Here is a 23510-nt window from a genome sequence, read left to right as displayed (position 1 = left end):
CGATATGTTCGCACCGCGTCGCCGACCCGAGGAGAGAGTTGTCGTGAGAAAGCTCGTCGTGTTCAGCGGTGGCCTGGTGGCCGCCGGAACAATCGCCCTGGTCGGGGCCGGTGCCGCGCTGTCGCAGCCCGCGGGTGCGCCCAGTCCGTACAACGTGACCGGTGAGCAGTACGGCCGCGCGCTGGCCATCCTCAAGAGCCAAGGCATCAAGGCCTACTTCGGCGGTTCCCGCGGCAGCGTGCTGCCGCAGTCGGCATGTCTGGTGGACCAGCAGAAGGTCACCAGCGGTGGCCGCATGCTGCTCTCCTTGGATTGCACGCAGGCGGCTGCCGACCAGATCAAGGCGCAGGGCCCGGTGGGCGGGCCCACCGTCGGCGCCAATGGCGTCACCACGGTGACCCCGACGCCGGTCGTGCCGATCGCCGGCGCCCCCGGTGCGGGCGCTCCGGTCGCGGGTGCACCGCAGCAGATCCCGGGCGGGCCGGCGATTCCCGGTCAGCCGCTGCCTGCCGGCTGACCCGATTACCCGGGACCCGCGGTCCCGGTTATCGCGAACTTCGTCGTAAACTCCTCGTCATGCTGCGATCCCGCCGTGCCGCCGTGACCGCCGACGACATCGATCCCGGACCCGTGCAGATCCAGGCGCGCAAGGTCAGCTTCGATGTCAGCGATGTTCCGCTGCACTGGATTCCCGGGCACCCGGCCGCCTCTCATGTGATCAGCGTTCTCAACCTGGTGCTACCTGCCGGGGAGCGCTGGTTCGTGGAGACCTTCGACGAAGCGCTGCCGATGGTCAACGATCCGCACCTGGCCGACGACATCCGCGGGTTCATCGGCCAGGAGGCCACCCACGCCGACGTGCACGACACGATCCTGCACGACTTCATGGTCGAACGCGGCGTCGATCCGAGCCCGATCCTCGCGCAGGTCGAGCACGTGTTCTCCCGGGTGCTCGCGCCGATCGACTCCCCCGACCCCGCCGTCCGGCTCAACCACCTCTGCGAGCGGCTGTGGCTGATCGCGGCGATCGAGCACTACACCGCGGTGATGGGCGATTTCGCGTTGAACTGCACCTGGGACGACCACGGCGCCGACCCCACGCTGACCGACCTGTTCCGCTGGCACGGCAGTGAGGAAGTCGAGCACCGCAGCGTCGCCCACGATGTCGCGACCTACTTCCACGACAGCTATCTGGCCCGCATTCGGGCGATGACGGTCGCAGCGTCGATGCTGTTCGTCTTCTTCCAGCGCACCGCGTGGTACCTGGTCAAGACCGATCCGGACGTCACAGCGTCGTGGTGGCGCTTCAACCGCATGCGGATGCGCGACTCCAAGCTGGGTCTGCTGCCGCGCTACAGCTCGCTGTTCGGGTCGAGCACCCTGACGTACTTCCGGCGCGGCTATTCGCCGGAGCAGTTCGGGTCCACCGCGCAGGCGGTGGCCTACCTGGCGAGCTCTCCGGCGGCGCGCGCGGCGCACCTGTGAAACTGCCCCACTACCGGCACACCCCGCCGAGCGCGTCGGGCCGCACTCGTCACGATCCGGTGCTGGCGCTGGCGGGCGCAGGGATCGCCGGTCTGTTCACCGCGACCGCGGCGGTCCGCCGCATCCGCCCACCCGTGACGCGAGAGCCGGCGACGCTGGCGCTCACGGTGCAGGGGCGCCGGGTGGTGGCCCACGATCAGGACGTCGTGCAGCTGACGTTGGCCGCGACCGACGGCGCCGCGCTGCCTCGCTGGTATCCGGGCGCGCACCTGGATGTGCACCTGCCCAGCGGCCGGATCCGCCAGTACTCGCTGTGCGGTGACCCGACCGCTGCCGGTGAGTACCGCATCGCGGTGCGACGCATCCCCGACGGCGGCGGTGGCTCGGTCGAATGTCACGACGCACTGCCCGTGGGCGCGGTGGTGCACACCCACGGGCCCCGCAACGCGTTTCCTCTGACCGTGCCCGGTCACGGATCCCCCACGCGGCGTGTGCGTTTCATCGCCGGCGGCATCGGCATCACGCCGATTCTGCCGATGCTGCGGGCGGTACGCGGCCTCGGCGTGGAGTGGTCGATGATCTACACCGGCCGGAGCCGCGACAGTCTGCCCTTCGTCGACGAGGTGGCGGGCCTCGGCGAGACGGTGCAGATCCGCACCGACGATGTCGATGGATTGCCCTCAGCGGCAACACTTCTCGGAGACTGTCCAGCGGGCACCGCGGTGTATGCGTGCGGCCCGGCGCCGATGCTGACCGCGGTGCGTGCGGCGCTGGTGGACCGCGCCGACGTGGAGTTGCACTTCGAACGGTTCGCCGCACCTCCCGTGCAGGACGGCAGCCCGTTCGAGGTGAGCGTGGCGTCGACGGGCACGACCGTCGCCGTGGGTGCGCAGGAAACGCTGCTGGCGGCGCTGCTGCGGGCGGGGGTGGCGGCGCCCTACTCGTGTCAGCAGGGGTTCTGCGGGACGTGCCGGATCCGGGTGCTCGACGGTACGGTGGACCATCGCGACACGCTGCTCACCGATCCCGAGCGCGCCGCCGGCATGATGCTGACGTGCGTGTCGCGCGGCCGCACAGGACTCGCGCTCGACCTCTAGCCCAGCGCCTCGACGAGCGCATCGAGCAGGGGCCGTTGGCCTTTCAGGAGTTTGACGCGTGCCGTCTCCAGATCCCACCAGGCGACCCGGTCGAGTTCGGGGAATTCTGCCATCCGCCCCGACCGAGGCGGCCATTCCATCGTGAACGTGTTGCTGACGGCGCCGTCGACGTCGAGGTCGCCCAGCACGGCGAACGCGGTCACGACCTTGCCGCCGGCCTGACGCACCGGCGGGAGATCGATGCGCGGCCCGTCCGGCGGCGGGAGGCCGATCTCCTCGGTGAACTCCCGTTGCGCGGCCACCCACGGCTCCTCCCCCTCGGTGTACTCGCCTTTCGGGATCGACCAGGCACCGTCGTCCTTGCGGGCCCAGAACGGACCGCCGGGGTGGCCCAGAAGCACCTCGAGTCGGTCATCGCGGTGGCGGTAGAGAAGGAGTCCGGCACTGCGGGAAGGCACATCCGACGATAGCCCGTGTAAGGATGGAGTCGATGACCCGTCCCACGCGGCGCATGCTCAGCTCGCTGTGGTCGGCGACCACCATGGTGCCGGTCAACAGCGGCGCCGCGGCCGCCTATCGCACGCTCTTCGTGACGGTTCGCCGCCTCGTTCTCGGTCGGCGCGTCACCGTGCGGCTCGACGACGGCGATCTGACCTTGACCGTCACCCGCGTCGATTCCCGGCTCGACGTGCACGGTCTGTCGGTCGGTCAGCTCACCGATGTGCGCGTGGAGGTGTCCGACATCCGTTGGCAGGGAGGCGTTCTCAACAGCGCAACCCTGATCCTCCACAACGTTCACGTCCGGCCCGGCGCGCCGCCGCTGTTGGTCGCCGCGCCGGTGGAGGTGACGCTCGAGGTGCCGGCGCCGATGGTCGACGACATGTTCGGCCGTGCCGCGCCTCGACTGGCGGGCGGCGTCGGCGACGACGGGGTGGCCCGCATCCGGTTCGCGCGCCGGCCGCGCCTCGGACATGTCGAGGTCGACGTCAGCGTCGACGGTTCGACGCTGTGGCTGCAGGCTCACACGGTGGCGCTGGGCGCGCGGCGCTGGCGGCTGCCGGCGCGCACGCCCGCCTACCCGGTGCGGCTGCCCGAACTCGCCCATGGTCTGACGCTGACCGGTGTGGAATTCGCGCCTCAGGTGGTGCGGGTGACTGGGACGCTGCCCCAGTGGCGTGCCGAGTTGGATCGGAAACGACTGGAGGACACCGTCACCGGGCTCAGTGTCGGCATGGTGCTCAACCTGACCAGGTTGGGCCGGTCGCGTTAGAGTCTGCTGTCGTGGTCGGTCACACCGGGTACGCCCGTTACGTCGCCCTCGGTGACAGTCAGACCGAGGGCCTGTGGGACGGCGACGACGCAGCGGGCCTGCGCGGTTTCGCCGATCGGCTGGCCGAGCGGCTCGACGCGCTGTTCCCGGGGCTGGAGTACGCCAATGTCGCGGTGCGTGGCAACCAGATTCGCGACGTGGCCGACGTCCAATTGCCCGCCGCACTGGCCATGGATGCCGACCTGATCACGCTCTGCATCGGTATGAACGACATGACCCGTCCCGGGCGGGGTTTCGACCGGGCGTTGGCCCAGCTGCGGGTCGTGCACCGGACGCTCGCCGCGTCCGGTGCGACGGTGGTGACGACGACGTTTCCCGACCTGGCCCGAATCCTGCCCATCGGGCGTGTGCTGGGTGCCAGGGTCCTGGCGATCAACGAGCTGATCCGCGCGGCGGCCGCTCGGCACGGCTTCGCGCTGGTCGACTTGTACGCGGCACCGTCGATGATCCAGCCCGACACCTGGAGTCCCGACCGGGTACACGGCTCCCCGCGAGGCCATCAGCGCTTCGCCGAGGCGGCCGCCGAGGCTCTGGGTCTGCCGGGTAGCTCGCACGCGTGGGCCGTCGCTGACCCGACGGCTGCGCCTCCGTCGCTGCGCTCGCGCACGTACTCGCAGGTGCTCTGGACGCAGAACATGCTGATGCCGTGGCTGTGGAACCACCTGCAGGGCAGGCCGGTGGGCGGTACGCGTGGTCCCCGGCGGCCGGCACTGGCTCAGCTGGTCGGCTGACCCGGGCTCAGATCCCCGTCCAGGTCGTGTCGAGTTCGTGGGCGACGTCGATGACCTTGGCCTTCTGCGACTCCGGGCTCTCGATCTCGCCGGCCACGTGCGCGGCGATGAACCGCCTGATCTCGGCGTCCACACCGCCGATGATGCGCACGAGTTCTCCGCGCAGCGATTTCGACGTCACATGGATGGCGATGTCGCTGGCGCGCGGCTTCTCGACGTCGATGATCAACAGCAGCGGTTCGGCGGCGCGCGCCACGGCGCGCAGCGAGATCTCGCCGAACACCATGAACTTGGGTTTGTCGATGCGCAGGTCGACCACCATGTCGATCTCAAGCGGAATGCGGATGGAGAACGTGATCTGCTCGGCCACGTGCCGGTTCACCCGCGGCGTCTGGATGCGCACCTTGGCCGTCACCTTGGCGAGCTTGCCCGGCCCCTGAGCGATCGGACCCATCTCGAAGGCCTCGCCGGCGATCTGGCCGATCGCTTCGCCGACGCGCTCCTCGGTCACCGCGACCTCGAAGAAGCGGCGGCCGAAATCTTCGTAACTCATGTAGGTCGCGGGAGCACGGGAGGTGGTGTCCATGGTCCTGCTACGTTCTCACGTCCGCCCTGCCGCAGGCGACAACACGGCCGTTCTCACGCTCGGTCGGTCTCGGTGTCGGTATCGGTGTCGCTGAAGACTCGCAGCCGACTCAGAGCCGCGCGATCGGCGCCGCGCGTGCGGTACTCCCCGATCACGATGGCGCGCTGATCGGGGGTGTGCACCCGGGCCGCGACCGAGCGGCCGGAGCGGATCTGCTTGTCCCAGCGGCCCCCCGAGAGCAACCGGACGACGTCGGAGGCGGTGCGGGGTTCGTCGTCCCCGGCGGTGACGACCGCACCGGCGGTGCGGCGCCGGACCCCGATCTCGTCGCCGTCGCACGCGTCGCCGAGGAGCCGCCCGAATGCCTTTCCGGTGCCGCTGCCGGTGCCGGCGAACCCGCGCAGGAACCCCGTGCTGCCGCGCAGCCCCTGGTGGATGACCATGGCTTGGCCCAGAGCCAGGCCGGCGGGCACCGCGCCGACGCCACCACCGAGGAACCGGCGCACCATCGCGGGCAGTTCCCAGTAGGCGGACAGCGCAGCGATGCGGAGCCCGTCCGCGGTGTCCTTCAGGTCGTAGCGGATGTAGGCGGGCACCTGCATGGTCAGCGTCGACGACATCCGGATCGCCAGGGTGAGATCGCGCAGCACCGTTGCACCGACGACCAGATCGGCATCGAGGTCGTAGGAGATCTCGCGCGGGCCGATGAAGGTGTCGTAGAAGTTCCCGATCGCCGCGCGCCCCCGGTGCGGCGACGATCCGACGGGATCTTCGACCCGGCCGTCGGCGGTGAACAAGTCCAACCACCCTGCGCGGTCGTGCTCGCCTGCCGCGGCGAGGGATCGGTGGGCGGCCGACAGCACGTCGGCACGCGGAGAGGCCATACGGTTGCCTACCACCCGGACCCACAGACAGTCGACTGGCCCCGCCGACGAAGGCACACTGGAGGCATCTGCTGTGTGTGCCGTGCGGATCACGGCCGGCGAGGAGGCGATCATGAGCGGTAACGGACCTTTCGGCTTCGATCCGGAGGACTTCGACCGGGTGATCCGCGATGCCGGTGACGGGTTGCGCGATGCTCTGGGCAAGTTCATGACGACGTCGGGTGAGCGTGCCGGGTGGTCGGTGCTGTTCGACGACCTCGCGCGCGGTGGCCGGCCCCGCCGTCCGGAGACGGCCGGTGAGACCGGGGACGGGGTGTGGGCGATCTTCACCGTCGACGGGTCCGGTGGCGCGCACATCGAGCAGGTGTTCCCCACCGAGCTCGACGCGCTGCGGGCCAACAAGGACAACACGGACCCCACCCGTCGGGTCCGCTTCCTTCCCTACGGCATCGCGGTGAGCGTGCTGGACACCTCACACGAGGACAGCTCACACGAGGACAGCGACCAGACCCCGGAGTAGGCCCGGCCTCGCATCTGTGACGCACGACCCACCGGCGACGAAGTAGTTAGCGGCACCACACTGACTTGATCTACTGTGTGTCCGGTGAGAAGTTATACCGGCTAAGTTACTATCGGCGAAACATCAGACGAGGCCAGGGGTTACAGTGCGCGGCACATGCCGGGGGCAGATCGGGAGACGCGTGTCGTGAAGGTTGCCAGGAAGATATGGCTGCCCCTGCTGATCATCGTCGTCGTCGTGATCGCGGGTCTGACCGTGTCGCGGATCAGGACGTTCTTCGGGTCCGACGGCATCATCGAGACGCCGCGAAACTTCGCCGATCTGCCCGAGCCGTTCGACCCCAAAGTGGTCCGATACGAGATCACCGGAACCGGCAGCTACGCCGATATCAACTACCTCGATCTCGACGCCAAGCCGCAGCGGGTCGACAACGCGGCGCTGCCGTGGTCGCTGACGCTGTCCACCACCGAGCCGTCCGCCGCCCCGAACATCGTGGCGCAGGGTGACGGTGGTTCGATCACCTGTCGGATCCTGGTCGACGACGAGCTCCGCGACGAGAAGACCACCGACGGGCTCAATGCCCAGACCTTCTGTTTCGTGAAGTCGGCATGAGCGCACCCGTCCACGACGCCCCCACCGAACCGCAGCCGCCCCAGCGTCCACACCGGCCTCTGATTCCCCGGACGATCCGGGCACTGGCGCTGCCGATCGTGCTCGGCTGGATCGCGGTCATCGTCATCCTCAACACCGTCGTGCCGCAGCTGGAGGAAGTCGGCCAGTTGCGGGCGGTGTCGATGAGCCCGGACGAAGCGCCGTCCGTGGTGTCGATGAAGCAGGTCGGCGAAGCGTTCGAGGAAGGCACCTCCGACAGCTCGGCGATGATCGTCTTCGAGGGCGACAAACCCCTCGGCGATGAAGCACACGCCTGGTACGACCAGATGGTCGCGAAACTGCGTGCCGATCCCATCCACGTGCAATCGGTCCAGGATTTCTGGAGCGATCCGCTCACCGCCGCGGGTTCGACGAGCAACGACGGCAAAGCCGCGTACGTGCAGGTGAAGTTGGCGGGCAACCAGGGCGAGGCGCTGGCCAACGAGTCCGTCGAGGCGGTTCAAGGAATCGTCGAGAGCGTGCCGCCACCGCCCGGTGTGAAGGTCTATGTCACCGGACCCGCCGCGCTGGCGGCCGATCAGCACATCGCCGGCGACCGCAGCATGCGGTTGATCGAGGCCGCGACCTTCACCGTCATCATCATCATGCTGCTGCTGGTGTACCGGTCGATCGTCACCGTGCTGATCACGCTGGTGATGGTCGTGCTGTCGCTGGCGACTGCGCGCGGACTGGTCGCGTTCCTGGGCTACCACGACATCATCGGGCTCTCCACCTTCGCGACCAACCTGCTCGTCACGCTGGCGATCGCGGCCGCCACGGACTACGCGATCTTCCTGATAGGGCGATATCAGGAGGCACGCAGCGTCGGTGAGGACAAGGAAACCGCGTTCTACACGATGTTCCACGGCACTGCGCACGTGGTGCTCGGCTCCGGCCTGACGATCGCCGGTGCCACGTTCTGTCTCAGTTTCACCCGCCTCCCCTACTTCCAGACGATGGGCGTGCCGTTGGCCATCGGCATGGTGATCGTGGTGTTGGCCGGCGTCGTGTTGATGGTGGCGATCATTTCGCTGGCCACCCGGTTCGGACTGCTCGAGCCCAAGCGCGCCATGCGCATCCGCGGGTGGCGCAAGATCGGCGCCGCGATCGTCCGCTGGCCGGGGCCGATCCTGATCGGCGCGATCGCACTGTCGCTCGTGGGCTTGCTGACACTGCCCGGCTACAAGACCAACTACAACGACCGGAACTATCTGCCCGCCGACATCCCCGCCAACGAGGGCTACGCCGCGGCCGACCGGCACTTCTCCCAGGCCCGGCTGAATCCAGAACTGTTGATGGTCCAAAGCGATCACGACATGCGCAATTCCGCGGACTTCCTGGTGATCGACAAGATCGCCAAGGCGCTGTTCCGGGTGGAGGGCATCGCCCGCGTGCAGGCCATCACGCGCCCCGACGGCAAGCCGATCAAGCACACGTCGATCCCGTTCCAGATGAGCATGCAGGGCACCACCCAGCGGCTCAACCAGAAGTACATGCAGGACCGGATGGCCGACATGCTGGACCAGGCCGCCGAGATGGACAAGACCATCGCCACGATGACGAAGATGTCCAGCCTCACCAAGCAGATGTCGGAAGTCACCCATTCGATGGTGACCAAGATGAAGGGCATGTACGTCGACATCGAGGCGCTGCGCGACAGCATCGCCAACTTCGACGACTTCTTCCGGCCGATCCGCAACTACTTCTACTGGGAACCGCACTGCTACAACATCCCGGTCTGCTGGGCGATCCGGTCGGTGTTCGACACCCTCGACGGCATCAACGTGATGACCGACGACTTCAAGGCGATCATCCCGGAGATGGAGCGTCTCGACACGTTGATGCCGCAGATGGTGGCGTTGATGCCCGAGATGATCTCCACGATGAAGACCATGAAGACCATGATGCTGACGATGTACCAGTCGCAGAAGGGCATGCAGGACCAGATGGCGGCGCAGCAGGAAGACGCTGACGCCATGGGTGAGGCCTTCGACAACTCCATGAACGACGACTCGTTCTACCTGCCCCCGGAGATCTTCGACAACAAGGACTTCCAACGCGGACTCGAGCAGTTCCTGTCTCCGGACGGGAAGTCCGTGCGGTTCATCATCGCTCACGAGGGTGATCCGCTGACACCAGAAGGCATCGCCCGGATCGACAAGATCAAGAACGCCGCGAAAGAGGCGATCAAGGGCACCCCGCTGGAGGGTTCCAAGATCTACCTGGGCGGTACCGCGGCCACCTTCAAGGACATGAAGGACGGCAACAACTACGACCTGTTGATCGCGGGGATCTCTGCACTCGGCCTGATCTTCATCATCATGCTGCTGTTGACCCGCGCCGTGGTCGCGTCGGCGGTCATCGTCGGCACGGTGGTGATCTCGCTGGGGGCCTCGTTCGGCCTGTCGGTGCTGTTCTGGCAGCACATCCTGGGCCAGCCGCTGCACTGGATGGTGCTGGCGATGGCGGTGATCATCCTGTTGGCGGTCGGCGCGGACTACAACCTGCTGTTGGTCTCCCGACTGAAAGAAGAGATCCACGCGGGCATCGGCACCGGCATCATCCGTGCGATGGGCGGCAGCGGTTCTGTCGTCACGGCCGCGGGACTGGTGTTCGCGCTTACGATGATGTCGATGGCGGTCAGCGAGCTGACCATCATCGGGCAGGTCGGTACGACGATCGGGCTGGGGCTGCTGTTCGACACGCTGGTGATCCGAGCGTTCATGACGCCCGCGATCGCCGCGCTGATGGGCCCGTGGTTCTGGTGGCCGCAGCGGGTGCGACGGCGTCCCGTTCCGGCCCCGTGGCCGAGACCTGGTGGCTTGCAGAGTGATCCGGCAGAAGGAGTGAGGGCATGAGACGAGTTCTGATGGGGATCGCTGCGGCGGCGTTGACGGTGGGAGCGCTGGGCACTGCGGCGCCCGCAATGGCCGACCCGGACACGGACTTCGCCAACGAGTTGCACGTCTACGGCATCTACGGGCAGAAGGACTACAACGCCTGGATCGGCAAGATCATGTGCAAGCGCATCTACACCGGTGTGGATCCGGACGTGTTCGCCACGGCGCGCTTCATCCAGATGAACATGGAGAAGGACACCTCGACGGAGCAGACCTACCAGTTCATCGGTGCTGGTCTGCGCACGTACTGCCCGGAGAAGCTGCCCATTCTCGACGCGGCCCGCTAGAGCCGTGCCCTCGACCGCCCGGAGACGGTTCAACGAAGCGGTCACCGGTTTCTGGAGCTTCGCGGCGCCGGTGTACGACACCGCGGTGGTGCAGCGATGGGTGTACCGGCCGGCACAGGACGAGATGATCGCCCTGCTGCAGGCCCGCGGGGCTCGCCGTATCGCCGATATCGGTTGCGGCACAGGGATTCTCGCTGACCGCATCGCGCGAGAGGTGACGGGCGCCGAGGTTAGCGGGGTGGATCTGTCCGACGGCATGCTCGCCGAGGCCGGGCGCCGTTCGAGCGACGTGAACTGGGTCCGGGCGCCGGCGGAGGAGCTGCCGTTCGCCGACGGCAGCCTGGACGCGGTGGTGAGTACGTCTGCGTTCCACTGGTTCAATCAGCCCGCGGCACTGCGGGAATTCCACCGGGTGCTCTCCCCCGGCGGCGTCGCGGCCGTGGCGACGCTGAGCCCGCGCCGGTTGGTGCCGGTCGAAGTTCTCGCCGCGGTGCGGCTGCCGGCATACGACGCGCCCGACCCGGCGGCGATGCGGCGGTTGTTCACCGAGGCCGGCTTCACCATCGCCGATCAGCACCGCGTGAACCGCCCGCTGTGGACGCAGGTGCTCTCCGATCTCATCACCGTGGGCGAGGTATCCCCAGAGCCGAATTGATCCCCAGCTTCTCGGTGGGGTGCGGCGAATTGTCGGTGCTGGCGGGGAGATTGGGGTCATGCCCCCGGTCAGTTCTCTCGCTATCGACGAGCGGCCCTCGGTGCTGCATGAGGAGTTGGCGGAGCTGACGGGCAGCGCAACGCGATCGATGCACGGATCGTGGAGATCGCTGCCGAGATCGACAGCGAGGAGTTGTGGGCGGCTGCCGGAGCCCGGTCGACGGCGGGGTGGCTGGCGTGGAAGGCTGGGGTGTCGCCGTCGCGGGCGCAGACGATCGCCGCGATCGCCCACCGCTTCGACGAATTCCCGCACTGCATCGAGGGGTTGGCGGAGGGTCGTTTTTCGGTCGATCAGGTCGGGGTGATCGCCGAGCGCGGTCTGCCGGGATCCGACGAGCACTTCGCCACCATGGCCCAGTGTGCGACGGTGTCCCAGCTGCGGACCGCGCTGAAGATGCAACCCAAACCCACCCCTGAACCGCAGCCTGAATCCGAGCCCGAGCCCGAGCCCGAGGACGAGCCGACGCCCGTGACAGATCCGGGGCCGGTGCCCTCGATCACCTCGCACAGCGATGAGCAGTACACGTACTGGCGGATCGCGCTCCCTCACGTCGAGAACGCGGCGTTCGAAGCCGCCCTCGCGTCGCACCGCGACGCCCTCGTCACCGAATGGAAAGCCACCGACCCCGACGGACGGGCATCGATGCCCAGCAACGCGGCGGCGTTCCTGCGGCTGGTCGGTGCGAGCTGGGACGCCGAAGCCGCGGCCCGCCCCCACGGGCAACGCACCACCGTGGTCATCCACGTCGACACCGAAACCCGCCTGGCAGCTTTACATTTGGGGCCCGTTCTGCCCGATAGCGATCGCCGCTATCTGACCTGTGATGCCACCTGCGAGGTGTGGTTTCACCGCGACGGGCAGGTGATCGGCGCCGGCCGATCGACCCGCACGGTCAACCGGCGGCTGCGCCGCGCGCTCGAGCATCGCGACCGGGCGTGTGTGGTCCCCGGCTGCGCGGCCACCCGCGCAATACACGCCCACCACCTGGTGCACTGGGAAGACGGCGGTCCCACCGAACTGTGGAACCTGGCCCTGGTGTGTCCGTATCACCATCGGGCCCATCACCGGGGCCTGATCACGATCACCGGCCCCGCCGATCAGCTCGTCGTCACCGACGCCGCCGGCAACGCCCTGACCTCAGCCTCGTTGGCCCGACCACCCACCCAACCACCGCCCGACGTCGCACCATGCCCCGGCCCAACCGGGGAACGCGCCCAATGGTGGTGGTACCAGCCCTACGAACCCCGCCCACCGGACGGCTGAGTCAGAGCCCGAACTGGTCCTCGACGATGCCCAGCCACACCTGGGCGGCGTCGATCGCGACCTTTTCGCTGATGAAGGCGTGCTGCGTGCCGGTGTAGATGTCGCGGAAGGCGCGCTCGAGGCGGCTGCCCTCGCGGATGGCCGTGGTGCCGGCGGCCAGGTGCGCCCACTCTGCGCACTCCCGGGCGGTGTCGGTGGCGTGTACGGCAGCCACCCGCATATCGGCCCGCATCGTCGGGGTCAGCTCGTCGCCCGCCGCGACGGCAGCCTCGGCCGTACCGAACGCGTCGAGCACAAGCAGTCGCGCCGCACGCCATGCGGCGACGTGCCGGGCCAGGCCCTTCTGGAATGTCGGCCGCGTCGCCAGCGCGGCCATGTCGCTCATCCGATACTTGGTCGCGGCGAGTTCAGCGACGTCGTCGAGCATGCTCTTGGCCACCCCGAGCGCCCACGCCGCGTGTCCGGCCGCGGTCACCGGCATCATGCCCATGCGTGTCGCGGGTGACGCACCCCGTAGCGGCTCCCGGGTGAACAACGCGAAGGTGCGGCCATGCGGGACGAACACGTCGTCGATGGCGTAGTCGTAGGAGCCGGTGGCCTTGAGTCCCTGCACGTGCCAGCCGTCGTGGAAATCGACATCGGCGCGAGGCACGATCGCCACCCGCATGTCGGGCACGCCCTCGCTGATCCACTGCATCTCGCCGTCGACCATCGGCAGGAAGCCCGCGGCCACGTACTCGGCGTGCCCCGTGCCCGAACCGAAACTCCATGAGCCGGTGAGCCGGTATCCGCCGTCGACGGCGACGCCTTGGCCGTTGGGGAAGAACTGCCCACCCATAGTGACGTGATTGTCGTGCGCGGTGAACACCTCGGCGAAGCCGTCGTCGGGCAGGTACGCCGCCGCCGCGAACGACGACGGCAGATTGGCGATGCCGACCCACCCGAAAGAGCCGTCCTGCCAGGCCATTTCGATCCAGGTCTCGATCATTTGGGCAAACGACGGCTCGACCCCACCCGCGGGCGTGGGATTGAACGCCGACATCAGACCCGTCGACCACATCATGTCGACGACGCTGGGGCTGAGGGTGCGCTGGCTCTCCGACGCGGCGGCCTGCTCGCGCACCAACTCCCTCATGCCACGAGCGAGGTCGACTACGTCATCACATGTCACCTGCGGGACCGCTGTCACGGCCTCGACGGTAACCCGTCAGGGCAGTGCAGTGAACACATTCACCGGAACTGTCATCGCCATGTCGGGCAACGCGGGTGCCGCGGCCCCGGCCTCGGGACCGGGCAGCGGTGCAACGAGGGGCTCCGCGCCGGGCAGGTGTTGTTGCGCGGCGACCGGGAGATGCGGTTCGGCCGACGGGGCCGCCGCGGCGGCGCCGGTGTTCGTCGCTTCGGCCGCCAGCGCTTCAGGGGCCGGGCCGGGCAGCGCGTCAGGTGCCGGCAGGGTGGCCGCGCCCGACAGGGTCGCGGGGCCCGGCAGAGCCGCGGGCGCCGGCGCCGCGACGGCGGCGGGCGCGGGGACGGCAACGGGCGCGGCGACGCGGACAGGTGCGGCAGCGTATTCGGGCGCCGGCGCGGTGACGACTTTGCGCATCGGCTCGGCTGCGGTGTCGACGGGGGCGGTGACACTGACCCACCCCCGATCGGCAGCGGCGGGCGTCGCGGCCGCGGACGCTGCGGGCTCGACGTGCGGCACCGATCCCGCGGTCAAGAAGATCGCGCCGACGGCAGCCGCGGCGGCGACTCCCATCGCGCCCGCGAGCACCCGGACCGGCCGCTTCCGACGTCGCCCGACGACGCGGGGCAGCGCGACCGTGATCGCCTCGGCAGGGTCCACCTCGGCCAGCGCCGCGCCGTAGGCCAAAGCCACCAGCGGCGGCATGTCGCAGTCTTGCGGGTCGATGAGCACCCGGGTCGCGCACGCCAGCGGCACCGCGTCGACCGTCACGCCGAGCGAGCGCAGATCGGTGCGCAGTTGCCGTCCACACGCCTCGGCATCGGGGGTCCACACCAGCCGTAACCGGTCGACGTCGAGCCCGCACGCCCGAGCCAGACCGTGACCGCCGCGGGCGGCCAGTCGAGCGACATCGACACCCGTGTCGATACCGTCGTCGAGTTCCACTGAATCGTGGTCGACGACGGTGCGCTCGGCTTCGTCCACCAGCGCCCAGGTCACCTCGGTGCTGGTCAACGACAACCCCAGAACTGCGCCCACGGCATCTCCTTCGGGTGTCGAAGCCGGTGTCTGTGGTTCATCGGGCGACCCAGAACCGGTGTTACACCGGCCACATGACGCCGCCGACGGGGAGCCTAATGCCAGCGACGCGATCTCGCGCGTCATGCGTATGAGCAGGGCTTTCGCATCACGTGGCCCCCCGGCCGTTCGGGACCCCACTCACCGACCTCGCCCGAGGCGGACTTGCTGGACACCGTTGATGTCGCGGTAACGTGCGGGCCCGTGGGCAGACATCGCTTAGCCACCACGCGCCGTCCTCGGTGGGCGGCGCCGGCGGCCGCTGTAGCGCTCCCCGCGCTGGCGCTGCTGTGCTCGGGGGCCGATTCGATCCACACCCCGCATTCCGCACCCGCCGACCCAGTGACCGCCACGCCGTGCTGCGCCTCGGTGGTCGCGCTCAGCTCACCGACCGCCCAGTACCGCAGTGTCCCCGCCGACGACGGTTTGCGGCTCGCCGCCTCGCGGTCGATGCACCGCACTCTCGACGCCGCGCTGCCGACCACCGTCGGCTCGGAGACCGGTATGCAGGTGAAGACCATCCTGGTGGCCCGCGCGGTCAGCGCGATCTTCCCGGAGATCCAACGCATCGGCGGGGTGCGCCCCGATGCACTGAGGTGGCATCCCGACGGTCTCGCCGTCGACGTGATGATCCCCGACTACAACTCCCCTGCGGGCGTCGCTCTCGGAGATGCCATCGTGGCGTTCGCGCTGAGCAACGCCGACCGATTGGGCGTGGCACACGTGATCTGGCGGCAGACGATGTACCCGACGCACGGCGCCCCGCATGGCATGACCGATCTCGGCTCGGACAACGCCAACCACTACAACCACGTGCACATCGCCACGCTGGGCGGCGGGTATCCCGCAGGCCCCGTCTACCTGGGCTGATCGACCGGGCTGACGGAGCGCCCGGCTCACCGTCCGAAACCGGCGGCCCGCAGCGCGTCGGCCATCGACCCTCCCGCACTGCCGCTCCCCCGCCGGTCGGTTGCGGCATCGCGGCGGGGACGCTGGTCCGACCCTCGCCGCGGCGCCGAGCGCTGGGCCGGTTCATTGCGCGGGGCGCGGGTTTTCTCGTCGAGCCGCAGGCTCAACCCGATCCGCTGCCGCTCGACGTCGACAGACACCACTTTCACCCGCACCACCTGGCCGGACCGCACCACCTCATGGGGATCGGACACATAGCGGTCGGACATCGCGGAGACGTGGACCAGACCGTCTTGGTGCACACCGACGTCGACGAATGCGCCGAACGCGGCGACGTTGGTGACCACGCCCTCGAGGATCATCCCCTCCTTCAGGTCGGCGACCTTCTCCACACCGGCGGCGAAGCTCGCCGTGGTGAACCCCGGCCGCGGATCACGCCCCGGCTTCTCGAGTTCGGCCAGGATGTCGGTCACGGTGGGCACACCGAAACGTTCGTCGGCGATCTCGGCGGGCCGCACCGATCGCAGCGCGCGCTGGTTGCCGATGATCTCGGCCATGGTCACGCCGGCCCGATCCAGAATGCGGTGCACCACGGGATAGGACTCCGGATGCACCCCGGAGCTGTCGAGAGGATCCTCCCCGTCGCGGATGCGGAGGAAGCCCGCGCACTGCTCGAACGCTTTGGGGCCCAGCCGCGGCACCTCCAACAGCGCGCGCCGGCTGCGGAAGGGGCCGGTGCGGTCGCGATGCGCGACGATCGACTCGGCGAGCGTCTCGGTGATGCCCGATACCCGGGCCAGCAGCGGCACCGAGGCCGTGTTCACGTCGACCCCGACCGCGTTCACGGCGTCCTCGACCACCGCGCCCAGACTGCGGGCCAGGATGCCCGGGGTCACGTCGTGCTGGTACTGGCCGACGCCGATGGACTTCGGTTCGATCTTGACCAGCTCTGCCAGTGGGTCCTGCAGGCGCCGGGCGATGGACACGGCGCCGCGCAGTGTGACGTCCAGGTCGGGCAGCTCGTGCGCGGCGTAGGCCGACGCCGAGTACACCGAGGCGCCGGCCTCGCTGACGACTGCTTTCGTGGGTGCCGCGGCGCCGGCCGCGCGGATCTCGGAGATCAACTCGGTGGCCAGCGCATCGGTTTCGCGGGAGGCCGTGCCGTTGCCGATCGCGATCAGCTCGACACCGTGACGCGCGACCAGCGCAGCCAGCGTGGCCTTGGCGGCGTCCCATTGCTTCTGCGGCTGGTGCGGGTAGACGGCGCAGGTGTCGAGCACCTTGCCGGTGCCGTCGACGACGGCCACTTTGACCCCGGTACGGAAGCCGGGATCCAATCCCAGCGTGGTGCGGTTGCCTGCCGGGGCGGCGAGCAGCAGGTCTTTCAAGTTGCGGGCGAACACGGTCACCGCGTCGGATTCGGCGCGCAGCCGCAGCCGGACCCGCGCGTCCACCGACGCCGACACCGACAGCCGGGTGCGCCAGGCGAACCCGACGACGCCCGCCAGCCACGGGGTGGCAGCGCCGCCGGCGGTCAGGTCCACCTCCAGTGCGCGCGCGATCATCGCCTGGTACTCGGCATCCTCACCGCCGTCGACGCTGAGCGCCAGCACCTCCTCTTTTTCGCCGCGCAATACCGCGAGGACGCGGTGCGACGGCATCTGGGTGAGGGGTTCGCTGAAGTCGAAGTAGTCGGAGAACTTCTGGGCCTTCGGTGTCGCGGCCACGGCATCGGAGGCGGCGCGCGAGCGCACCGTGCCGTGCTGCCAGAAGTGCTCGCGCACCTGTCCGACCAGCTCCGCGTTCTCGGCGGCCCGCTCGACGATGATGTGCCGCGCGCCGTCGAGTGCCGCGGCGGCGTCGCTCACCTCGGCGCCGATGAATTCGGCGGCCACCTGATCGGGAACCAGCGTGGGATCGGCGAGCAGGCGGTCGGCCAGCGGTTCGAGCCCGGCTTCGCGCGCGATCTGCGCCTTGGTCCTGCGCTTGGGTTTGTACGGCAGGTAGATGTCCTCGACACGCGCCTTCGTGTCGGCGGACATCAGCACCTCGACCAGTTCGTCGGTCAGTTTGCCCTGTTCACGGATCGAGATGAGTACCGCGTCGCGGCGCTCGTCGAGCTCGCGCAGATACGTCAGGCGGTCGGCGAGCGTGCGCAGTTGACCGTCGTCGAGGCTGCCGGTTACTTCCTTGCGGTAGCGGGCGATGAACGGCACGGTGGCGCCCTCGTCCAGCAACCGGACGGCGGCGGTGACCTGCCCCTCCCCGACGGCCAGTTCCTCAGCGAGACGGGCAGTTACGGGTTTCGGACGGCGAATCGATGCAGAGCTCGTTGTCACGGCGCAGACCCTACCGAACCCGACCGACAGCCAGGCGTCGCGCACGGAGGCGTGTCCGGCGGCTCAGGCCGCCTTCGTGTGCGGCCGGTCCAGCATGCCGTCACGGAGCCGGTGCAGCGACTGCGTGAGCAACCGGGACACGTGCATCTGGGAGATACCCATCTGCTCGGCGATCTCGCTTTGCGTCAGACCCTCGAAGAACCGCAGCACGATGATGCGCTTCTCCCGGGCGGGCAGCGTCTCGAGTTGTGCGCGCAGGGCGTCGCGCTCTTCGACGAAGCCGATACCCGGGTCGGGCTGACCGAGCCGGTCTGCCAGTGTCGGCCCTTCGTCCTCGTCCCTCGAGGAGCTGAAGTCCAGCGAGCGGGTCTTGAAACCGGCGGCGGCGGTGAGTGTTTCCACCACTTCCTCTGGATCCACCCCCAGCGCAGTGGCGAGTTCACGTGCCGTCGGCGCCCGGCCCAGCCGCTGGGTCAACTCGGCGGTCAACGGGCCGATCGCGGGATAGAGGTCCTTGAGGCGGCGCGGCACGTTGACCGACCAGCTGCAGTCGCGGAAATAGCGTTTGACCTCGCCCATCATGGTGGGGATGGCGTAGGAGAGGAATTCGGGACCAGCCGTCGGGTCGAACCGGTTCACCGCGTTCATCAATCCGACGCGGGCCACCTGAACCAGGTCGTCGTGCGTTTCTCCGCGCCGGTCATAGCGCCGCGCGATGCGTTCGGCGATCGGCAGGCATTGCTCGATGATGCGGGTGCGTAAGCGCTCTCGCTCCACGGAATCCTTCGGGAGCTGGTGTAGCGCGACGAAGGCGTCGTGCAGCATCGCGGTATCGGGGTCATGCGTCATCAAAGGTCGCCTCCTGTGAGTGACAAATGAAGAGGCGGGCGGCTTCGGTGTTGAACCATCCGCGCTGGGGGGAGGGCCCCTCCCGACAAGTATGTCCCGTTTATGTCAGTTCGCTCGGTCGATATCGACGACTTCGCATAGTGGCCCCTGCGACGTCCGCCGACGCCTGAGGCGACGCGGAACGCTTCGCAGCGCGGACTTTTCGTGGTGCGGCACGGGCAGATGGGTACTCACCTGCCATGCCGTCTGCCAGACCCACGGTCACCGCCGCCGATTTTCTGCCACCGACTGACGACCTCGGCGAACTCGCCGCCGCGGCCGATGCGTGCCGCGGTTGCGACCTGTTCGAACACGCTACGCACACCGTCTTCGGCGCAGGGCCGGTCGGCGCGCGGATGATGTTGGTCGGTGAGCAACCCGGCGACCAGGAGGATCGCAGGGGTGAACCGTTCGTCGGTCCGGCCGGGCGGTTGCTCGACACGGCGCTGCGCGAGGCGGGTATCGACCGTGCGCCGCTGTATGTGACCAATGCGGTCAAGCACTTCAAGTTCGTGCCCGCCGAGCGCGGCACCCGCCGCATCCACAAGACGCCGAGTCGCACCGAGGTGGTCTCTTGCCGGCCGTGGCTGCTCGCCGAACTGCGGGTGGTCGACCCCGAGGTCATCGTCTGCCTCGGCGCCACCGCCGCGAAAGCACTGCTGGGCAACGATTTCCGCCTCACCGCTCACCGCGGCGAAGTATTGCGCCTGACCGAGAAATGGGGTGAGGCAGCCGATCCCGCCGTCGTCGCGACCCTGCACCCGTCGGCGGTGCTGCGGGGTCCCGCCGATGCGCGAGAAGACGCGTTGGCGTCGCTGGTCTCCGATCTGCGGTTCGCGGCGGATCTGCTGAGCACGTGAGGAGTTTGTCCCGCCTTGCCGCGGGCACTCCCCCGAAATGCAGCCCAGCAGATTCCGCGCCCTGATCGACGTACCGGGACCCTTCGCCTCGGTTTTCGTCGACGACAGTCACGACACTGCCGACGCCGCCAAGCAGGCCGAATTGCGTTGGCGGGCCGTCACTGAGGACCTGGCCTCCCACGGCGCCGACGATCAGCTCGTCGGCGTCGTCACAGACGCGCTCACCGGGGCGCCGGCCCCGGTCGGTCGCGGCGGCCGCGCGCTGATCGCGACCCGCGACGGCGTCCATCTCGACCAGCGGCTGATCCGGCCACCGGATGCGCCGATCGTGCGGCTGTCGGCCCTGCCGTATCTGGTGCCCGCCGTCGTGCACGGCGTCGACGATCCGCCGTATCTGACGGTGGCCGTCGACCATTCCGGCGCCGACATCACCGTGCACCGGGCCGGACGTACCCGGGCGGTCAGCGTCGAGGGTGACCGCTATCCCGTGCACAAGGCCTCGAGTGCCGAGAGCCCCGGCTACGGCGACCCTCAGCGGACGGCCGAGAACGCGCGGATGAAGAACGTGCAGGAGGTCGCCGAGGACGTGACGGCGACGTTCGAGGACGCCGATCCGGATGTGGTGTTCGTCGTCGGCGAAGTCCGCTCCCGTGCGGATCTGCTCGCCCTACTGCCGCAGCGGGTGACCGAGAAGGTCGTCGAGGTGAATGCCGGGGCCCGCGGCAGCGTCGACGCCGAGGCACTCGCCCACGACATCGACACCCACCTCCGACTACGGCGCGTCGACGTCATAGATGCTGCCGCGCAACGTTTTTCGGCGGAAATCAATCGCGATTCCGGACTGGCGACCGAGGGGCTCGACGGGGTGTGTGCGGCCCTGCGGGAGGGCGCGGTGGAGACGTTGATCATCGGGGATCTCGGCGAGGCCACGGTCGTGATGGGCGATTCGGCGATGACCGTGGCGCCCACACCGGAGGTGCTGTCCGAGTTGGGCTCCGCGGCAACGACGACCGTGCGCGCCGACGAGGCACTCCCGTTCGCCGCGGTCGGCATCGACGCCGATCTGCTCGGTATGGACGAGCGGCTGAGCCCACGCGACGGCATCGCCGCGATTCTGCGCTACGCCCCGCGCACCCCCGCCTAGCTGCTCGCCTCGATCACTTCCATAAGCAGCAGCGCCCCGTTGACCGCACCATCGGCGGCCCGGAACGCGGAGCAGTGCACCCGCACCCGCGCGTCGCGGCCCCGGCGGGTGACGGCGTCTACGGAAGTCTCCTCGAGCGCATCCGGATCGACGAAGACCTGGCCGATCAACGGCTTCACCGCGTCGAGGGGCAGGCCGACGTCCAGTGTCGAGAGCGGCCGGCCGATCACCTCGTCGGCGCGCAGCCCCCACAGTTCCTCACACCCGCGGTTCCACACCAGAACCTTGGTCTGCCGGTCCACCACGGTCATGCCGAACCGGACCGAGGCGATCAGTGAGTCGAGAAACGCTGTGGTCTCGTTGAGTTCGAGGCTGCTCTCGCGCAGCGCGTCGTTGATCGTGTGCAGTTCGTCGTTGGTGGACTGCAGCTCCTCGTTCATCGTCTCGAGTTCTTCGTTGGTGGACTGCAACTCCTCGTTGGTCGTTTCCAGTTCCTCGACCGTCGACTGCAATTCCTCGTTGGTGGTCTCGAGTTCCTCGTTGGTGGACTGCAGTTCCTCGTAGGCCGTTTCGAGTCGGCTGTTGGTGTGGACCACCTTGTCCAGCAGTGCCCGGGTCGCGGTCACGTCGAAGAACACGATCGAGATGCCGACCAGTCCGTTCTGCCCGTCGACCAGCGGGTTGACGTGGATCTCGAACCACACGTCGTCGCTGCCCGGCCGTTGCCAGGTGACATCGGGGATGCGGGCTGACCGGCGTTCCACCTTCGCCTGCTCGACGTAGCCGCGCAGCTCGACCGGACGGTAGGACACCTCGAGGTCGCGCAGGAGCCGGCCGATGTCTCGACCCGAGAGCCCGAACGTCACCTCCGCCTGCTGGTTGACCATGGCGACGGTGTCGTCGCCGGTGACCACGATCTGCGCCACCGGGCTGGCGTGGAAGGCGAGGTCACGTATCGAGTCCAGCGCCGACACCTCGTAGCGGCGGTCCCCGAACGCGGGCGACCGATAGGGCGCGACGGCATCGGCCGACGAGGGCGATTTCCGGAAAAAGCGGTGTTTGAGGTTGATCGGGGTGAAGCGATCGGTGTGGCTGAGCAGCATCTCGGCGTGCCCGAGGAACAGCACCCCGCGCGGGGCGAGCGAGAAATGCAACCGGCTGAGCACATTGGCCTGGGTGTCGGCGTTGAAGTACATCAGCGTGTTGCGGCACACGAGCAGGTCGACGCGCGAGATCGGGGCGTCGTTGACCAGGTCGTTGCGGCCGAAGATCACCGAGCGGCGCAGATCCTTGCGCAACACGTGCCGGCCGTTGACGGGGTCGAAGTATCGGTCGAGCAGCGACAGGGGCACCGATTCCACCGCGCGCGCGTCGTAGGAGGCCATCCGGGCCTCGGTCAGCGCCTCTTCGTCGACGTCGGTGGCATAGATCTTGACGCGCTGCCGGAAGTCGTCGACCCCCATCGCCTCGGCCAGCAGCATCGCCAGCGTGTAGGCCTCCTGCCCGGATGCGCAGCCCGCGCTCCAGATGCGGATCGGATCCCCGGGACCCCGCTGCGCGAGCAGCGTCGGGATCACCTCGTCGCGCACGTAGTCCCACGCCTCCATGTCGCGGAAGAAGCTGGTGACGTTGATCAGGATCGTGTTGAACAGGGCGGCGAATTCGTCGGCGCTGGCCTGCAGCGCGTCGAGGTACTCCTCGAAGGTGCGGAAACCGGCCTGCTCCATGCGGTGCCGCACGCGCCGCATCAGCGAGGTCCGCTTGTAACCGGTGAAGTCGAATCCGCGCGCGTCCCGCAGGTAGCGGAGAAGATCTTCGAAGGTCTCGGCCTCGTCACTGCTGCTGCCGTTGGTATCGCCGTTGATATCGCTCACACATCACCTTGCTGGATCGCGTGCTGGAACACCGGAGAACTTACTCGCCTCGGGACCGGTTTGATGTCGACGCACGGGGGTACCGTCTGCGCACCGGCCGATCTCGAGGTACCCATGCGCAACGAATTCCACGACACGCTCGACATTCTGGTGGCTGACCTCGCCGAGATGTGCGATCGCGCCTCGGCGATGATGCACGCGGCGACTGTGGCCCTGCTCGAGGCCGACGCCGAGCAGGCGGGGCGGATGCGCGGCGATCTCACGCAGTTGAGCGCGCTCGGGGCGTCGGTCAACGACCGCGCCTACCGGCTGTTGGCGCTGCAGGCACCGGTGGCCCGTGACCTGCGCACGGTGCTGGCGGCGTTGCACATCGGCGCCGACGCGGACCGGATGGGCGCGTTGGCCTCGCACATCGCGCGCACCGCCTCGCGCAGCCATCCGCAACTCGCGACGCCCCCCGAGCTCACCGATCTGTACACCGAGATGGGCGCGACGGCCGTGCAGATGGCGGGTGAGGCGCGCGATGCGGTCAGCTCGTTCGACGCCGCGCTGGCCGAGCGGGTCTGTGCCGACGACGAGCGGATGGATGAGCTGCACCGGCAGCTCTTCACCCGGGTGATGGCACCGCAGTGGATGCACGGTCCCCTGGTGGCCTCGGACATGGTCTTGCTGGGCCGGTTCTACGAACGTTTCGCCGACCACGCCGTCGAGATCGCCCGGCGCGTCTATTTCCAGGCCACCGGCGTCACCATGGACAGCGCGGCCCGGCCGGCGTGACCGCGGC

The 23510-nt window shown here is 68.6% G+C and carries 22 protein-coding genes and 1 pseudogene; 15 read left to right on the top strand and 8 right to left on the bottom strand.

The genetic code is table 11. The annotated features are described in order from the left end of the window. The first annotated feature begins 43 nt into the window (after window positions 1-43). Genes DMB80_RS04760 through DMB80_RS04750 form a run of 3 tightly spaced genes read left to right on the top strand, consistent with a single transcriptional unit; the run spans window position 44 to window position 2582 of the window. On the top strand, window positions 44-517 hold the full coding sequence (locus DMB80_RS04760; RefSeq protein WP_111508779.1) for a hypothetical protein: 474 nt from the start codon (window positions 44-46) through the stop codon (window positions 515-517). Between the two features lie 59 nt (window positions 518-576). Beyond that, complete coding sequence (locus DMB80_RS04755) at window positions 577-1485, top strand: metal-dependent hydrolase (RefSeq protein ID WP_111508778.1); 909 nt, start codon at window positions 577-579, stop codon at window positions 1483-1485. Beyond that, complete coding sequence (locus DMB80_RS04750; RefSeq protein ID WP_240431013.1) at window positions 1482-2582, top strand: PDR/VanB family oxidoreductase; 1101 nt, start codon at window positions 1482-1484, stop codon at window positions 2580-2582. The genes DMB80_RS04755 and DMB80_RS04750 overlap by 4 nt, the downstream gene beginning before the upstream one ends. Here DMB80_RS04750 and DMB80_RS04745 read toward each other — a convergent pair. Further along, window positions 2579-3040, bottom strand: a complete 462-nt coding sequence (locus tag DMB80_RS04745) for an NUDIX hydrolase (protein WP_111508777.1) — start codon at window positions 3038-3040, stop codon at window positions 2579-2581. The genes DMB80_RS04750 and DMB80_RS04745 overlap by 4 nt on opposite strands. A 32-nt stretch (window positions 3041-3072) precedes the next feature. Here DMB80_RS04745 and DMB80_RS04740 point away from each other — a divergent pair, with 32 nt between their 5' ends. Next, complete coding sequence (locus DMB80_RS04740; protein ID WP_205538541.1) at window positions 3073-3852, top strand: hypothetical protein; 780 nt, start codon at window positions 3073-3075, stop codon at window positions 3850-3852. 11 nt (window positions 3853-3863) lie between these two features. Further along, window positions 3864-4643, top strand: coding sequence for an SGNH/GDSL hydrolase family protein (locus DMB80_RS04735; protein WP_111508776.1), 780 nt, complete (start codon window positions 3864-3866; stop codon window positions 4641-4643). Between the two features lie 7 nt (window positions 4644-4650). Here the strand turns inward: DMB80_RS04735 and DMB80_RS04730 are convergent, their stop codons facing one another. Both DMB80_RS04730 and DMB80_RS04725 read right to left on the bottom strand, forming a co-directional pair. Further along, window positions 4651-5229, bottom strand: coding sequence for a hypothetical protein (locus DMB80_RS04730; protein ID WP_111508775.1), 579 nt, complete (start codon window positions 5227-5229; stop codon window positions 4651-4653). Between the two features lie 53 nt (window positions 5230-5282). Then, entirely contained in the window at window positions 5283-6113 is an 831-nt protein-coding gene (locus DMB80_RS04725) for a nuclear transport factor 2 family protein (protein ID WP_111508774.1), read from the bottom strand. Between the two features lie 112 nt (window positions 6114-6225). Here DMB80_RS04725 and DMB80_RS04720 point away from each other — a divergent pair, with 112 nt between their 5' ends. From DMB80_RS04720 to DMB80_RS04695, 6 genes and pseudogenes are all read left to right on the top strand, one after another. Further along, the gene (locus DMB80_RS04720) at window positions 6226-6633 is read left to right on the top strand and encodes a hypothetical protein (protein WP_111508873.1); all 408 of its coding nucleotides are present in this window, start codon (window positions 6226-6228) and stop codon (window positions 6631-6633) included. Window positions 6634-6789: 156 nt separating this feature from the next. Continuing rightward, entirely contained in the window at window positions 6790-7245 is a 456-nt protein-coding gene (locus tag DMB80_RS04715) for an MmpS family transport accessory protein (protein ID WP_046366167.1), read from the top strand. Beyond that, window positions 7242-10142, top strand: coding sequence for an MMPL/RND family transporter (locus tag DMB80_RS04710; RefSeq protein ID WP_111508773.1), 2901 nt, complete (start codon window positions 7242-7244; stop codon window positions 10140-10142). The genes DMB80_RS04715 and DMB80_RS04710 overlap by 4 nt, the downstream gene beginning before the upstream one ends. After that, window positions 10139-10471 carry a DUF732 domain-containing protein gene (locus tag DMB80_RS04705; protein ID WP_111508772.1) on the top strand — a complete coding sequence of 111 codons (333 nt, stop codon included), beginning with the start codon at window positions 10139-10141 and terminating at the stop codon, window positions 10469-10471. Before DMB80_RS04710 ends, DMB80_RS04705 begins: the two co-directional genes overlap by 4 nt. A 4-nt stretch (window positions 10472-10475) precedes the next feature. After that, on the top strand, window positions 10476-11126 hold the full coding sequence (locus DMB80_RS04700) for a class I SAM-dependent methyltransferase (RefSeq protein WP_111508771.1): 651 nt from the start codon (window positions 10476-10478) through the stop codon (window positions 11124-11126). Between the two features lie 58 nt (window positions 11127-11184). Continuing rightward, window positions 11185-12449, top strand: a pseudogene (locus DMB80_RS04695) (HNH endonuclease signature motif containing protein). A gap of 1 nt (window position 12450) precedes the next feature. Here the strand turns inward: DMB80_RS04695 and DMB80_RS04690 are convergent. Both DMB80_RS04690 and DMB80_RS04685 read right to left on the bottom strand, forming a co-directional pair. Beyond that, window positions 12451-13584 (bottom strand): acyl-CoA dehydrogenase family protein, encoded by a 1134-nt coding sequence (locus tag DMB80_RS04690; RefSeq protein WP_111508770.1) that lies wholly within the window; start codon window positions 13582-13584, stop codon window positions 12451-12453. Window positions 13585-13656: 72 nt separating this feature from the next. After that, on the bottom strand, window positions 13657-14673 hold the full coding sequence (locus tag DMB80_RS04685; RefSeq protein ID WP_111508769.1) for a DUF7159 family protein: 1017 nt from the start codon (window positions 14671-14673) through the stop codon (window positions 13657-13659). A gap of 243 nt (window positions 14674-14916) precedes the next feature. Here DMB80_RS04685 and DMB80_RS04680 point away from each other — a divergent pair, with 243 nt between their 5' ends. Further along, window positions 14917-15582 carry a VldE C-terminal domain-containing protein gene (locus DMB80_RS04680; protein ID WP_111508768.1) on the top strand — a complete coding sequence of 222 codons (666 nt, stop codon included), beginning with the start codon at window positions 14917-14919 and terminating at the stop codon, window positions 15580-15582. Window positions 15583-15608: 26 nt separating this feature from the next. On the opposite strand, the gene DMB80_RS04675 is transcribed toward DMB80_RS04680, so the two are convergent. Together DMB80_RS04675 and DMB80_RS04670 are read right to left on the bottom strand one after the other, a co-directional pair. Then, the gene (locus DMB80_RS04675; protein ID WP_205538537.1) at window positions 15609-17960 is read right to left on the bottom strand and encodes a Tex family protein; all 2352 of its coding nucleotides are present in this window, start codon (window positions 17958-17960) and stop codon (window positions 15609-15611) included. Window positions 17961-18023: 63 nt separating this feature from the next. After that, entirely contained in the window at window positions 18024-18809 is a 786-nt protein-coding gene (locus DMB80_RS04670) for a SigB/SigF/SigG family RNA polymerase sigma factor (protein WP_111508767.1), read from the bottom strand. 239 nt (window positions 18810-19048) lie between these two features. On the opposite strand from DMB80_RS04670, the gene DMB80_RS04665 reads away from it, so the two are divergent. Together DMB80_RS04665 and DMB80_RS04660 are read left to right on the top strand one after the other, a co-directional pair. After that, entirely contained in the window at window positions 19049-19708 is a 660-nt protein-coding gene (locus DMB80_RS04665; RefSeq protein ID WP_111508766.1) for a UdgX family uracil-DNA binding protein, read from the top strand. A gap of 37 nt (window positions 19709-19745) precedes the next feature. Next, entirely contained in the window at window positions 19746-20852 is a 1107-nt protein-coding gene (locus DMB80_RS04660; protein ID WP_111508765.1) for an Rv2629 family ribosome hibernation factor, read from the top strand. Here DMB80_RS04660 and DMB80_RS04655 read toward each other — a convergent pair. Further along, window positions 20849-22726 carry a CheR family methyltransferase gene (locus DMB80_RS04655; RefSeq protein WP_240431012.1) on the bottom strand — a complete coding sequence of 626 codons (1878 nt, stop codon included), beginning with the start codon at window positions 22724-22726 and terminating at the stop codon, window positions 20849-20851. The two genes, DMB80_RS04660 and DMB80_RS04655, sit on opposite strands and share 4 nt — an antisense overlap. 63 nt (window positions 22727-22789) lie before the next feature. Here DMB80_RS04655 and phoU point away from each other — a divergent pair, with 63 nt between their 5' ends. Beyond that, window positions 22790-23503 carry a phosphate signaling complex protein PhoU gene (phoU, locus tag DMB80_RS04650; protein ID WP_338043851.1) on the top strand — a complete coding sequence of 238 codons (714 nt, stop codon included), beginning with the start codon at window positions 22790-22792 and terminating at the stop codon, window positions 23501-23503. The last annotated feature ends 7 nt before the right edge of the window (window positions 23504-23510 follow it).

It is taken from the genome of Mycobacterium kyogaense, from assembly GCF_003254575.1.
GTDB lineage: Bacteria > Actinomycetota > Actinomycetes > Mycobacteriales > Mycobacteriaceae > Mycobacterium > Mycobacterium kyogaense.
Note: the sequence above shows the minus strand (reverse complement) of the source record. Positions and strands in the feature narration are given on the sequence as shown.

Excerpts from the sequence above, each read along its gene's own strand:
- DMB80_RS04670 (WP_111508767.1), bottom strand. The coding sequence starts at position 18,809 with ATGACGCATGACCCCGATACCGCGATGCTGCACGACGCCTTCGTCGCG.
- DMB80_RS04715 (WP_046366167.1), top strand. The coding sequence starts at position 6,790 with ATGCCGGGGGCAGATCGGGAGACGCGTGTCGTGAAGGTTGCCAGGAAG.
- DMB80_RS04665 (WP_111508766.1), top strand. The coding sequence starts at position 19,049 with ATGCCGTCTGCCAGACCCACGGTCACCGCCGCCGATTTTCTGCCACCG.
- DMB80_RS04740 (WP_205538541.1), top strand. The coding sequence starts at position 3,073 with ATGACCCGTCCCACGCGGCGCATGCTCAGCTCGCTGTGGTCGGCGACC.
- DMB80_RS04710 (WP_111508773.1), top strand. The coding sequence starts at position 7,242 with ATGAGCGCACCCGTCCACGACGCCCCCACCGAACCGCAGCCGCCCCAG.
- DMB80_RS04725 (WP_111508774.1), bottom strand. The coding sequence starts at position 6,113 with ATGGCCTCTCCGCGTGCCGACGTGCTGTCGGCCGCCCACCGATCCCTC.
- phoU (WP_338043851.1), top strand. The coding sequence starts at position 22,790 with ATGTCGACGCACGGGGGTACCGTCTGCGCACCGGCCGATCTCGAGGTA.
- DMB80_RS04730 (WP_111508775.1), bottom strand. The coding sequence starts at position 5,229 with ATGGACACCACCTCCCGTGCTCCCGCGACCTACATGAGTTACGAAGAT.
- DMB80_RS04720 (WP_111508873.1), top strand. The coding sequence starts at position 6,226 with ATGAGCGGTAACGGACCTTTCGGCTTCGATCCGGAGGACTTCGACCGG.
- DMB80_RS04690 (WP_111508770.1), bottom strand. The coding sequence starts at position 13,584 with ATGAGGGAGTTGGTGCGCGAGCAGGCCGCCGCGTCGGAGAGCCAGCGC.
- DMB80_RS04755 (WP_111508778.1), top strand. The coding sequence starts at position 577 with ATGCTGCGATCCCGCCGTGCCGCCGTGACCGCCGACGACATCGATCCC.
- DMB80_RS04705 (WP_111508772.1), top strand. The coding sequence starts at position 10,139 with ATGAGACGAGTTCTGATGGGGATCGCTGCGGCGGCGTTGACGGTGGGA.
- DMB80_RS04660 (WP_111508765.1), top strand. The coding sequence starts at position 19,746 with ATGCAGCCCAGCAGATTCCGCGCCCTGATCGACGTACCGGGACCCTTC.